This window comes from Pseudomonas sp. SWRI68, assembly GCF_014269165.1.
Classification (GTDB): domain Bacteria; phylum Pseudomonadota; class Gammaproteobacteria; order Pseudomonadales; family Pseudomonadaceae; genus Aquipseudomonas; species Aquipseudomonas capeferrum.
Map to the genome: position 1 here is coordinate 32,589 of NZ_JABWRU010000006.1, position 12,001 is coordinate 44,589.

General features: G+C 62.3%; 11 protein-coding genes. 2 read left to right on the forward strand and 9 right to left on the reverse strand.

Translation table 11 applies throughout. The annotated features are described in order from the left end of the window. Positions 1 to 4: 4 nt before the first annotated feature. The 8 genes from HU770_RS11080 to HU770_RS11115 form a co-directional block, all read right to left on the reverse strand. Entirely contained in the window at positions 5 to 1,624 is a 1,620-nt protein-coding gene (locus HU770_RS11080; RefSeq protein ID WP_186663673.1) for an EAL domain-containing protein, read from the reverse strand. A gap of 72 nt (positions 1,625 to 1,696) precedes the next feature. After that, complete coding sequence (locus tag HU770_RS11085) at positions 1,697 to 2,473, reverse strand: N-acetylmuramoyl-L-alanine amidase (RefSeq protein WP_186663674.1); 777 nt, start codon at positions 2,471 to 2,473, stop codon at positions 1,697 to 1,699. Positions 2,474 to 2,552: 79 nt separating this feature from the next. After that, positions 2,553 to 2,945 (reverse strand): hypothetical protein, encoded by a 393-nt coding sequence (locus tag HU770_RS11090; protein WP_033702535.1) that lies wholly within the window; start codon positions 2,943 to 2,945, stop codon positions 2,553 to 2,555. Positions 2,946 to 3,045: 100 nt separating this feature from the next. Then, positions 3,046 to 4,989 carry a GGDEF domain-containing protein gene (locus HU770_RS11095; RefSeq protein ID WP_186655328.1) on the reverse strand — a complete coding sequence of 648 codons (1,944 nt, stop codon included), beginning with the start codon at positions 4,987 to 4,989 and terminating at the stop codon, positions 3,046 to 3,048. Positions 4,990 to 5,016: 27 nt separating this feature from the next. Further along, positions 5,017 to 5,871: an endonuclease/exonuclease/phosphatase family protein gene (locus HU770_RS11100; protein WP_033702533.1), complete on the reverse strand. Its 855-nt coding sequence runs from the start codon at positions 5,869 to 5,871 to the stop codon at positions 5,017 to 5,019. A gap of 11 nt (positions 5,872 to 5,882) precedes the next feature. Next, positions 5,883 to 6,515, reverse strand: coding sequence for a thiol:disulfide interchange protein DsbA (gene dsbA / locus HU770_RS11105; protein ID WP_186655330.1), 633 nt, complete (start codon positions 6,513 to 6,515; stop codon positions 5,883 to 5,885). A gap of 204 nt (positions 6,516 to 6,719) precedes the next feature. Beyond that, the gene (locus HU770_RS11110; RefSeq protein ID WP_033702531.1) at positions 6,720 to 7,337 is read right to left on the reverse strand and encodes a c-type cytochrome; all 618 of its coding nucleotides are present in this window, start codon (positions 7,335 to 7,337) and stop codon (positions 6,720 to 6,722) included. A 31-nt stretch (positions 7,338 to 7,368) separates the two neighbouring features. Then, positions 7,369 to 7,671 (reverse strand): c-type cytochrome, encoded by a 303-nt coding sequence (locus HU770_RS11115; RefSeq protein WP_186655332.1) that lies wholly within the window; start codon positions 7,669 to 7,671, stop codon positions 7,369 to 7,371. Between the two features lie 201 nt (positions 7,672 to 7,872). On the opposite strand from HU770_RS11115, the gene yihA reads away from it, so the two are divergent. Next, entirely contained in the window at positions 7,873 to 8,505 is a 633-nt protein-coding gene (yihA, locus tag HU770_RS11120; protein WP_033702529.1) for a ribosome biogenesis GTP-binding protein YihA/YsxC, read from the forward strand. Positions 8,506 to 8,855: 350 nt separating this feature from the next. Here the strand turns inward: yihA and polA are convergent, their stop codons facing one another. Then, positions 8,856 to 11,606, reverse strand: coding sequence for a DNA polymerase I (gene polA, locus HU770_RS11125; RefSeq protein ID WP_186655334.1), 2,751 nt, complete (start codon positions 11,604 to 11,606; stop codon positions 8,856 to 8,858). 74 nt (positions 11,607 to 11,680) lie between these two features. Here polA and HU770_RS11130 point away from each other — a divergent pair, with 74 nt between their 5' ends. After that, positions 11,681 to 11,968 carry a DUF2782 domain-containing protein gene (locus HU770_RS11130; protein WP_010951520.1) on the forward strand — a complete coding sequence of 96 codons (288 nt, stop codon included), beginning with the start codon at positions 11,681 to 11,683 and terminating at the stop codon, positions 11,966 to 11,968. Positions 11,969 to 12,001: the final 33 nt, after the last annotated feature.

Sequence of the window (12,001 nt, forward strand, 5' to 3'; positions counted from 1 at the left end):
GGCCTCAGGACTCATCGTCGGCCCGCCGTCCAGCCCCCTCGCGCCGGCCGCGGGTGACCAGTTCGGCAAACTGGCGGGCATTCAACGGGCGGGCGAACAGCCAGCCCTGGCCATAGTTGACCCCTTCGCTGTTGAGCAGTACTGCCTGGTCTTCGCATTCGATGCCTTCGGCAATCACCCTCAGGTGCAGGTCATGGGCCATGCGGATGATGTGCGGGGCCACGCCGCTGCTGGCGGCGTCATGCCCCAAGGCATCAATGAAGGCCTTGTCGATCTTCAGGCAGTCGACGGGCAAGGTCTGCAGATAGGCCAGGCTGCAATAACCCGTGCCGAAATCGTCGATCAACACCTGATGGCCCAACGCACGCAGGGCCTGCAGGTTGTCACGGGCCACCACCACGTCGATCAGGCCGCGCTCGGTGACCTCGAAAGCGATCTGGCTGGCCGAGACCCGGTGCTGGGCCAGCAACCGCGCCGCGACCCGGCCGATACGAGGGACCATCACGTCGCACGCTGCAAGGTTCACCGAGATGTACAGGTTGCGGTGCGAACGCAGCAACTGGCCAAGCTGTTCGAGCACACGTTGCAGGACAAAATCGGTGATCTGGCGGATTTGCCCGGTATTTTCGGCCAGGGGTATGAACAGGTCCGGGCTGGTCAGGGTGCCGTCAGGGCGGCGCCAGCGCACCAGGGCTTCGGCGCCGACACAGCGCCGGGTGTCGAGCTCGATGATCGGTTGGTACAGCACCTGCAGCTCGCCTCGGCGCAGCGCGTTCTGCAACTCCGAGCTCATCGACCGGCGCTGCAGAATCAACTGCAGCACCAGCCAGCCGATGCAACAGGCGGCCAGCACGCTGCCGGGGAACAACAGCCAGAGCATGCCGTTCATGCGCAAGGGCAGGCTGGCACGCGGCGCGATCAGCACCAGTTGATAGTCCGGTGATTTGGTTGGCATGCGGTAGATGAGGCGGTCGCTCAGCTCCAGCAGCGACTTGTGGCTGGCCGTCCAGGCCGAGGGCGGGGGCCAGACCTGCGGTGGGCCCAGTACCGGGATTGCCCGCGTACCGTTGTCCAGCACAACCACCAGGCTGCCGCCGGGCGGCAGGTGGACCACATCGGTCAGGTGCCCGCGCGAGGTGGACACCACGAAATTGCCACGCCCTAGCATCAAGGCCGCCAGGTTTTCGTTGGGTTCGGTAGTGGTATTGAGCCAATAGCTGTAGGTCGGGCCCTTGATGTCAGGCGCCCGCAGGGGTTCGAACGCCCGCTCATCACCCCGGTTGGAGCAGGCGACATTGGCATCCACGTAGGCCGCCTCATAAATGAAGCGCGAGCTCAGGCCAACTTGCTGCAACGCCGCCAGCATCTGCGGGCTGCAACCTCGCAAGGGCTGCGCCTGCAAGATATCCACCCCTTCACGCAACTGGCCGAACACCTGTTCGAGGCGTTCGAGAAAGCGCTCTCCCCGGGCATTCATCTGTGCGCTCTCGCTTTGCTTCATCTGCTGCAGGGCAATGCCGATGCTGGCGGTCAGCAACAGCGCGGCGCTGGCCAGCGCCGCCAGTGAGGCCAGCATCCAGGGACGGTAGAAAATTTGGCGCAGCGTGGAGATGAGGGCTGACATCAAGGGCATCCAGTTGATTACTAAGGTATAGCAACTGGATCAGGAATCGCCCTCGCCGTTGGGCGCCTCAGCTCAACGCATGCGGTTGAGCACCTGCAGCATGGCGGCCGTTTGCGCGTCGGGCATGCCATCGAAGCGTTGTGGCCGGAAACGCATCTGGAACGCGGCGATCACATGCCGCGTGGCAACGTCCAGCTCACCGGTTTGCGCGATGGCGTAGCCGAACCGCGCCAGTTCCTGCTGATACCAGCCCACGCTTGGCGGGTTGACGCTGAAGAAGGCTTGTTGACGGGCGACGGCGTTAGCCTCGGGCCAGATACCGATGCCGGCATCAGCCAAACGCTTCCACGGGAACAACGGGCCCGGGTCGAGCTTGCGCAAAGGTGCGATATCGCTATGGCCAACGATGTGCCGGGGGTCGATCTTGTTGCGCGTGACGATGTCCTTGAGCAGTGCGATCAAGGACTGCACCTGGGCTTCGCTGTAGGGGTGCCAGACCCGGCCATTGGGAGTGTCGGTGAACCCTGGGTTGACGATTTCGATGCCAATAGAAGTGGAGTTCAACCAAGTGCGCCCCTGCCACTGGCTGTCACCGGCATGCCAGGCACGGCGGCTTTCATCCACCAGCTGATAGACCGTGGCCGGGCCGTCGCCAATCAGGTAATGGCTGCTGACCTCGCCGTGGGTCAACAGCGCCAATGAGCGCTCAAGCGAGGCATTGGTGTAGTGCAGGACGACGAACTGGATACGGTTGTCCTGGTTGACCGAAGGGTGGCTGCGGTCGATGCGCAGGCCCGTCGAGCAGCCGGTCAATATCATCAGTAAAAGCGTTGCTAAAAGGGTCTTCATCGAAAGGGCACGTCAACGTGAATAGATAAGTTAGCCACAGTATAACGAGCCCCTTTCAGACGGCGCGGCTCAAGCAGCCTCAACGCATGCACATCAGCATGAACGCCAGCGAATTGTCTCCACTGGCGCCGTTGACGTCTATCAGCTGGGTGTTAATGGTAACGCCCCCGTCAACACTCGGCATACCAACAACTTTGGCGTGGCCATGCAACAAGCGGGTCTGCGTGCTCCCATCAATCGGCGAAACAGAACAAAACCTGGGGTCCTGCTGAACGATGTGCTTGTTGAGGTGCATCTTGTACTGCGTGAAGTAATTGGATTGCGGTGTCTTTTCTACTTTTTCGATCCATTTCGGCCAAGATCGCAGTACTTCACCCTCGGCGCTGATATGCGCCGTCCAGTGATCATCTGCGGCCATGGCACTGACATGGAATGTCAGGCTCACTATCAGTGGCAGTGTCCATCTGGTCATTTTCGACTCCTGAGTAAGTAGTTCAATCGACCGCTGCTGGTGATTCAGCATCACGGCAAGCCAGTCTCGAACACTTCTCAGCCCGCAACGCGGTACATATTTACCCCTGCTCCACTCGATTTCGCCCCAAATCCTTGGCCCGGTACAACGCGGTGTCGGCGCGCTTGAGCACCTGGTCGCCGCGCTCGCCCGAGCGAAACGCGCCCAGCCCGATAGAGGCGGTGATCACCACGCGTTCACCCTTGAAGTGGAACGGGCACGCTTCGATGGTCGCACGCAGTACCTCGGCCATCTGGGCGGCGGCCGCTGGCGAGGTCTGCGGGAACAGCAGCACGAACTCCTCACCGCCGTAGCGCGCGATGAAATCGCGCCCTCGCAGGCGTTTGCGCAGCTGGTCGGCGACGATCTTCAACACCTTGTCCCCCGCCAGGTGCCCATAGTTGTCGTTGATGCGCTTGAAGTGGTCCAGGTCGAGGATCGCCATGGCCAGATGGCCGCCACTTTCATGCCAGTCGAGCATCTCGCGTTCCAGGTGCTCGCTCCAGGCCGCGCGATTGGGCAGGCCGGTCAGCGGGTCCAGCAACGCCTTTTGCCGCTGCTCTTCGAGGTGCTCACGATAACCGAGCGCCTCGTGTTCCATGTTCGCCACCCGCTCGGACAGGCCTTGCAGGCGCCCGGCGAGCTCCTGCTCGCGACGATCACGCTCGTGCTTGTGTTCGTCCATGGTTACCAACAGGCCTTCGAGGCGGTTTTCCAGGATGTGCTTGAGGCTGTCCACATCGGCGGCACCTTGCACACTGCTCTGCAGCCCATCGACCTGCTTGCGCAGCTGGGTATCGAGCGCCTGGGCGGCGCTGCTGTTGTCGGCATGCCCGGCACTGGCTTCGTGCAGGTGACTCTGGAAGCTTTCCAGGCGCTCGTTGATCTGTTGCAGGTAGGTCTCGAATTCGTGCTGGCCGCTATCGGTTATCGCCAACATCAGCACCGCTAGGTCATCCAGCACCGGGATCAGCTCATACCAATTCAGCCCACGCGCCACCCGCCCGCGCATTTCCTGGGCCTGGGCCTTGTGCCGTTCGGGCAGGCTGAGGTCGTCGAGCAGACCGATCAGGGTCTGTTCGATGTGTGCGGCCACTTGGCTGTAGGGCGGCTCTACCGCATAGGGCAGGGCATAGGGGCCGTCTTCGCCGAAGGTGTCTTCGAGCGCCTGCGCAGGTTCTGCCTCAGCCGCGGGAGAGATGAGGGTAGTAGCCAGCTCGGGCGCCTCGTCCGGCAAGGACTCAGGTTGTGGCGTGGCCGGCGTGTCTGTGGTTTCGATCAGCGCCGGGCCCTCGGGCGCCTGTGCCTCAGTCAGCGGGGCTGGCAACGGCAGCAGGGCGTCCACATCGTCGGGCTGCGGGTCCTCGGCTGTGCGCTGTACGGGGGCTGCTGCCGGCTGCGGCACTGCGTCTGCCATCACGCCCGCAGGCGCTGCTACCAGCGTAGCCTCGGCGTCGGCGTCAGCTTCGCCGGGTTGCTCGTTCTCACGCCCGCCAAACAAACGCTGCAAAAAGCCCGGCCGCTCTTCCTCGGGCTTGCCCAAGGCAGAGAGTGCGCGGCCTTGCAGGCCACTCAGCTCGCCCAGCAGCGGGGGCAGTTCACGTGACTGGGCGACCCCAACATCAAGCTTCTTCGCCAGCTTTTTCAGCGGCCGCGAGATGTCGCTCGGCAACGGCAGGCCTTGCAGCTGGCTCACCAGCGATGTCAGCGCATCACTGACCTGGTTCATGCGGGTTTCACGGCGCTGCTCGGAGTCCAGCACCGCCTTTTCCAGGCGCGGGATCAGCCCGGCAAGGCCCGCGTCCATATTGTCGCTGCGGATGACCTCGCGCATTTCCTTCATGCACGCGTCCACCACCTTGTCGCTACCTTCGGCGGCCAGGGTGCTGCGCACGAGCCCGCGACGCAGCAGGTCGAGACGTGCGTCCCAACGGCGCTCAAGCTTCTCTTGCTGCTCGATGCTCTTAAGGTATTTCTCTTTCCAGCGCTCAGCGTCGTCAGTCATGCCCAGGTCCGCAAACGGTGATGGCAATTAGCTCAAAACCGGCAGCGTATCCACAGTCAATGCATCAGGCAATCGAATCTCGACGGCAACGGGAAGGTGATCGGAAATTGGCTGCGCCAACACCTCGACACGCTCAAGCGTAAGGGTTGGGCTGAGCAGGATATGGTCCAGGCAACGCTGCGGTCGCCAGCTGGGGAAGGTGGCCTCGACCTGAGGGGCAACCAGGCCCAGATCGCGCAGGGGCGAACGCTCCAGCAGGTCGGTGGCATGGGTGTTCATGTCACCCATCAACACCTGATGGCGGTAGCCGCCGATCAGCTCGCGAATATAGCTGAGCTGCAGGGCACGGGTCTTGGCGCCGAGTGCCAGGTGCATCATCACCACGATCAGCGCATCTTCACCTTCGCCGAAACGCACCAGGATTGCACCGCGACCGGACGGGCCGGGCAAAGGGTGGTCTTCAAGGTGTTGCGGCTTGAGGCGGCTGAGCACGCCGTTGCTGTGCTGGGCAAAACGCCCAAGGTTGCGATTGAGCTGCTGGTACCAATAGGGGAAGGCACCCAGGTGAGCCAGGTGTTCGACCTGGTTGATGTAGCCTGAGCGCAGGCTGCCACCATCGGCTTCTTGCAGGGCCACCAGGTCGAAGTCACCGAGCAGTTGGCCGATCTTCTGCAGGTTGCCGGCACGCCCGGTATGCGGCAGCAGGTGCTGCCAGCTGCGGGTCAGGTAGTGCCGGTAGCGTTCGGTGCTGATGCCGACCTGAATGTTGAAACTGAGCAGCCGCAGGCGACCATCCTCTGGCAGGCCGGGAGCCTGCAGGTGATGCTCGTTGACCTGCGGCTGGTGCAGGCCAATGCCACGCGTGGTTCTGAAGCGGGGCATGGGTACGCCGCTTACTTAGCGGCGCGCTCCTTGTCGATCAGCTGGTCGGCCACTTTAAGCACGCCTTCAGGCCCGCCTGCAGTGCCCAGGTCGAAGCGGTACTTGCCGTTGACGACCAAGCTCGGTACGCCGGTGATTTCGTACTTCTTCGCCAGTTCCTTGGCCTGGTTGACCTGGCCTTTGATGGCGAAGGAGTTGAAGGTGGCGAGGAACTTGTCCTTGTCCACGCCTTGAGTGGCGAGGAAGTCGGCCATGTCCTCTGGGTCGGTCAGGCGTTTGTTCTGGTTCTGGATGGCATCGAACACTGCCGCGTGAACCTTGTGCTCGACGCCCATGGCTTCGAGGGTCAGGAACATCTGGCCGTGTGCGTCCCACGGGCCACCGAACATGGCGGGTACGCGCTTGAAATTGACGTCTGCTGGCAGCTTTTCGGCCCACGGGTTGATGGTCGGCTCGAAGTGGTAGCAGTGAGGGCAGCCGTACCAGAACAGCTCGACCACTTCGATCTTGCCGGGCACGGAAACCGGAACAGGGTTGCTCAGCTCGATATATTCCTTGCCGGCAACAGGCTCGGCGGCCTGAACGGCGGTCATACCGAATACGCTGGCGGCGACCAACGCAGCGCTGAGAATCAGTTTACGCATGCTTTACTCCTGAGCATTCATGGGTCGCCTCGACGCGACCTGTACCTGAGACAGGTCGGGCCAGGCCCGAGTTCTGTAGTGTAACGGCTGCGGACGCAAAAAAGGGCGGTCCGGCCGCCCTTTCATCTTTGGCTTACAACATTAACCGAATGTTAATGCGCCAATTTCTTCGCGGGTTCAGCCGCGAAGAAATCGACAACCACCTCAGTGCAGGCCCTGGATGTAGCTGGCCAACGCTTCGATATCGTGGTTGCTGAGCTTGCCCGCGATGGTGCGCATGGTCGTGGCGTCGCCATCGTTGGTACGCACGCCTTCACGGAACTCGGTCAGCTGCTTGGTCACGTACTGCGCGTGCTGCCCGCTCAGGTGCGGGAAGCCGGCCAAGGCGATACCTGCGCCGTTGGGCGAGTGGCAGCCGGTACAGGCAGGCAGGCCTTTTTCCAGGTCGCCGCCGTTGAACAGGGCACGGCCACGTTCGACCAGCTTGGGGTCGGCCGCCCCGACGCTGCCCTTCTGGCTGGCAAAGTACGCGGCGATATCGGCCAAGTCCTGGTCACTGAAGGCGGCCAGCATGCCGGTCATCTCCAGCACGGTGCGCTTGCCGGACTTGATATCGTGCAGTTGTTTTTCGAGGTAGCGCTGGCCCTGGCCTGCCAGTTTCGGGAAGTTCGGTGCCAGGCTATTGCCGTCGGGGTTGTGGCAGGCACCACAGACGGCCGTCTTGGCCTGGCCGGCGGCGGCATCGCCTTTGATAGGTTGCGCAGCAGTGGCCGCACCTGCGACACCCATGGTCAACAGCAGACTCACGACTAGTTTGTTCATCAGCTAATCCAACACGGCTAAGGGTGAAATGTTATGTATCGGGACTGCCGCTCATCCAAAGGATGACCAAACGGTAGTCCTCGGCACTGCAGTCCATGCACAATCCACGCGGCGGCATAGCCTTGAAACCCTGGGTCACATGCCTCACGAGTACATCCACACCTTGCGCCAGCCTTGGCTCCCACGCTGCCCGGTCACCCCGCTGGGGGGCCTGTGGCAACTGCCCGGCGTGACAGGCCGCACACGTGCGGTTGTACAACACCTCGGGATCCTGTGTAGCCTGTGCGCTGAAAAACGGCAGGAACATACCGACAGCAAGCAGCCATTTCGCCATGCGGAACGACCTTCAGGGTTGGGGGCCGCGCTGCGTTCTGATGCGCGAGCTATTGTTCGACACCCCATGCTCGCTCTCCTTCGCTGGGAGAATGAGCACACAAAAACTGGGGCATTATATACTTCCGCCATCCAAACGGAAACGACACCGCTTGCCAGGCTCGAGCCTTCAGAGTCAGGCAACACCCACATCGGATATCCCATGCAAGTCAAGAACCCCATCCTCGGCCTCTGCCAGAAAGCCACATTCGCCCTCAGCGCTGCCAAGGTCGAACAATGCCCGGACGACCAGGGTTACGAGGTGGCTTTCGCCGGCCGCTCCAACGCCGGCAAATCCAGCGCCCTCAATACCCTGACTCATGCCAGCCTGGCGCGTACCTCGAAAACCCCGGGGCGCACCCAGCTATTGAATTTCTTCAGTCTGGACGATGAACGGCGTTTGGTCGACCTGCCGGGCTACGGTTATGCAAAAGTACCGATTCCGCTCAAGCAGCACTGGCAGCGCCACCTGGAAGCCTACCTGGGCAGCCGCGAGTGTCTGCGCGGGGTGATCTTGATGATGGACGTGCGCCATCCGATGACCGACTTCGACAAGATGATGCTCGACTGGGCCAAGGCCAGCGGCATGCCGATGCACATTCTACTGACCAAGGCCGACAAGCTGACCCACGGCGCGGGCAAGAACACCTTGCTCAAGGTGCAGTCCGAGATCCGCAAGGGGTGGGGCGACGCGGTGACCATCCAGTTGTTCTCGGCGCCCAAGCGCCTGGGGCTCGAAGAGGCCTACCGCGTGCTGGCGGGCTGGATGGAACTGGAAGACAAGCCTGCGGAATAAAGGCTGATCACTGATCCTGGAGCCTTGCCGAAAGGCCGCTCCAGGGATCGTAGGGTGGTCAAATCCCAGGCAAAAAAAACCCCGGACTTCGTATGGGGAGGGGGAAGTTCGGGGTCCAAGTCCGGACCGCTAGGGCGGGGTCCAGATATCTGCCAACACTTAACACAACATAGGAGCATCGAAGGGCTTCACCAGCCATTCAGTTACTCTGAGTTCCGCTTCACCGGTTTAGTTCCGAGGCCTTGAAAACTATTTGCGATAGTTTCATGAAACCCCAGCACTAATGGCATCTAGCCATGCCAGGATCCGCGTCACTACGTCGCAGATCCTACACAGCTTTGCAGGCTCAATCAGTGAGCTTCGTCCCAATTCGCGCCAATTCCTGCTTCGACCAACAACGGCACATCCAGCTGCGCGGCACGGCTCATGTGCAGGCGGATTTCATCTTTCACCTGCTCGACCAACTCCTCACGCACCTCCAGCACCAGTTCATCGTGCACCTGCAGGATCACCCGGGCATCCAGGCCGCTCTCGGTCAGCCAGTTGTCCACGTTGACCATCGCCCGCTTGATGATATCGGCCGCAGTACCCTGCATCGGGGCGTTGATCGCCGTCCGCTCGGCGCCTTTGCGCAGGGCCGGGTTCTTGGCGTTGATATCCGGCAAGTACAGCCGGCGGCCGAACAGGGTTTCGACGAAGCCTTGCTCGGCCGCCTGGGCGCGGGTGCGCTCCATGTAAGCCAGCACGCCTGGGTAACGGGCGAAGTAACGGTCGATGTAGTCCTGGGATTGCTTGCGGTCGACGCCAATCTGCTTGGCCAGGCCAAAGGCACTCATGCCGTAGATCAGGCCGAAGTTGATGGCCTTGGCGCTGCGGCGCTGGTCGGTGGTGACATTTTCCAGCGCCACACCGAACACTTCGGCAGCAGTGGCGCGGTGCACGTCGAGGTTGTTGCGGAAGGCATGCAGCAAACCTTCGTCCTTGGCCAGGTGGGCCATGATGCGCAGTTCGATCTGCGAATAGTCCGCCGCCAGCAGCTTGTAACCGGGGCTGGCCACGAAGGCCTGACGGATACGCCGACCTTCGGCGGTGCGGATCGGGATGTTCTGCAGGTTCGGGTCGCTGGACGACAGGCGCCCGGTGGCGGCCACTGCCTGCTGGTAAGAGGTGTGAATGCGCCCGGTGCGCGGGTTGATCTGCCCCGGCAGCTTGTCGGTGTAGGTGCTCTTGAGCTTGCTCAGGCTGCGGTACTGCATCAGTACCTCGGGCAGCGGGTAGCCTTGCTCGGCCAGCTCGTCGAGTACCGCCTCGGCGGTGGACGGCTGGCCCTTGGCAGTCTTGCTCAGCACCGGCATGCCCAGCTTGTCGTAGAGGATCGCCCCCAGCTGCTTGGGCGAGCCAAGGTTGAACGTCTCGCCAGCCAGTTCATAGGCCTGGCGCTCCAGTTCAGCCATTTTCACGCCCAGTTCGCCGCTTTGCACGTGGAGCAGTTCGGCATCCACCAACGCGCCTTGGCGCTCGATCTTCGCCAGCACCGGCACCAGCGGCATCTCGATGTCCATCAGCACCGGTTGCACGCTTGGGGTCTTGGCCAGGCGCAGCTGCAGTGCCTGGTGCAGGCGCAGGGTGATGTCGGCATCTTCGGCAGCATATGGGCCGGCCTTGTCCAGCGGGATCTGGTTGAAGGTCAGCTGTTTCGCGCCCTTGCCGGCAATCTGCTCGAAGGTGATGGTGGTGTGGTCGAGGTACTTCTGCGCCAGGCTGTCCATGTCGTGACGGGTGGCCGTGGAGTCCAGCACATAGGACTCGAGCATGGTGTCGTAGGCCACGCCGCGCATCTGGATGGCCGGGGCGCCGTTGGCCAGGATGTTGATATCGTACTTGGCGTTCTGCCCGACCTTGGCTTTGGCCGGGTCTTCCAGCAGGGGTTTGAGCGCCAGCAGCACGGCCTCGCGGTCCAGCTGGACCGGGGCGCCTTCGTAGTCGTGGGTCAGCGGTACATACGCCGCCTCATGCGGCTCGACCGCGAACGACAGGCCGACCAGCTGCGCCTGCTGGGCATCGAGGCCGGTGGTTTCGGTGTCGAACGCGAACAGCGGGGCCTGGCGCAGCTTGGCCAGCCAGGCATCGAAGCGGGCCTGGTCGAGCACCGTCTCGTACTTGGGTTCGACCTTGGCTGCCGGCGCGTCCTCCGGCACGGTCACGGTCGCCCCGGCCCTCGCGGCTTCGCGCTGAACGTCGGCGACCCAGCTCTTGAATTCCATCTCGGTGTACAAGGCCAGCAGTGCATCACGATCTGGCTCGCCGCAGACCAGCGCCTCGACTTCGATATCCAGCGGCACGTCGAGCTTGATGGTGGCCAGCTCATAGGACAGGAACGCCGCCTCACGGTGCTCTTCAAGCTTGGCCGGCAGGGTCTTGGCGCCGCGGATGCTCAGGGTCGGCACCTTGTCGAGGTTGTCGTAGACCTCGCGCAGGCCGCCACCAATACCTGTCAGCAGGCCGGCAGCGGTCTTCTCGCCCACGCCCGGCACGCCGGGGATGTTGTCGACCTTGTCGCCCATCAGGGCGAGGAAATCGATGATGTGCTCAGGGCCGACACCAAACTTTTCGTGCACCCCGGCAACATCCATCACGCTACCGGTCATGGTGTTGACCAGGGTGACATGCCCGTCCACCAACTGCGCCATGTCCTTGTCGCCGGTCGAAATGATCACCGACCGGCCCTGCGCCGCACTGCTGCGCGCCAAGGTGCCGATGACATCGTCGGCCTCCACGCCCTCGACGCACAGCAGCGGGTAGCCCAAGGCCTTGACGCTGGCATGCAACGGTTCGATCTGCACCCGCAGGTCGTCAGGCATGCTCGGGCGGTTGGCCTTGTACTCGGCGAACATGGCATCGCGGAAGGTACCGCCCTTGGCGTCGAACACCACCGCAAACAGGCTGTCGGGGTATTGCTTGCGCAGGCTCTTGAGCATGTTCAGCACACCCTTCACCGCGCCGGTAGGCATGCCCTTGGAGGTGGTCAGCGGCGGCAATGCGTGGAAAGCGCGGTAGAGGTAGGAGGAACCGTCCACCAGGACGAGGGGCGCTTGGCTCATGAGCAGAATCAACCTTTTCGGCGGGTCCGGAGCTAGAATAGCCGGATCAATGACGACAAAGGGACAAGGTTATCATGCGTACACTCAATCGCCTGTTACTGCTCGGTCTGTTGGCAACCATGCCAGTCGTCACCCTGGCGGCGGACGACGCCCCCTCGGCCGATCCCGAGGTGACCATTCGCACGGAAGGCGATAAAACCATCCAGGAATACCGCCAGAACGGCTTCCTGTATGCGATCAAGATCACGCCGAAAAACGGCAAGCCTTATTTTCTGGTACGCGCCGATGGCACTGATGCCAATTTCATTCGTTCCGACCAGCCGGACATGCTGATTCCGTCCTGGAAGATCTTCGAGTGGTAAGCTGACGCGTATCGTTCACATCAACCCGGCACT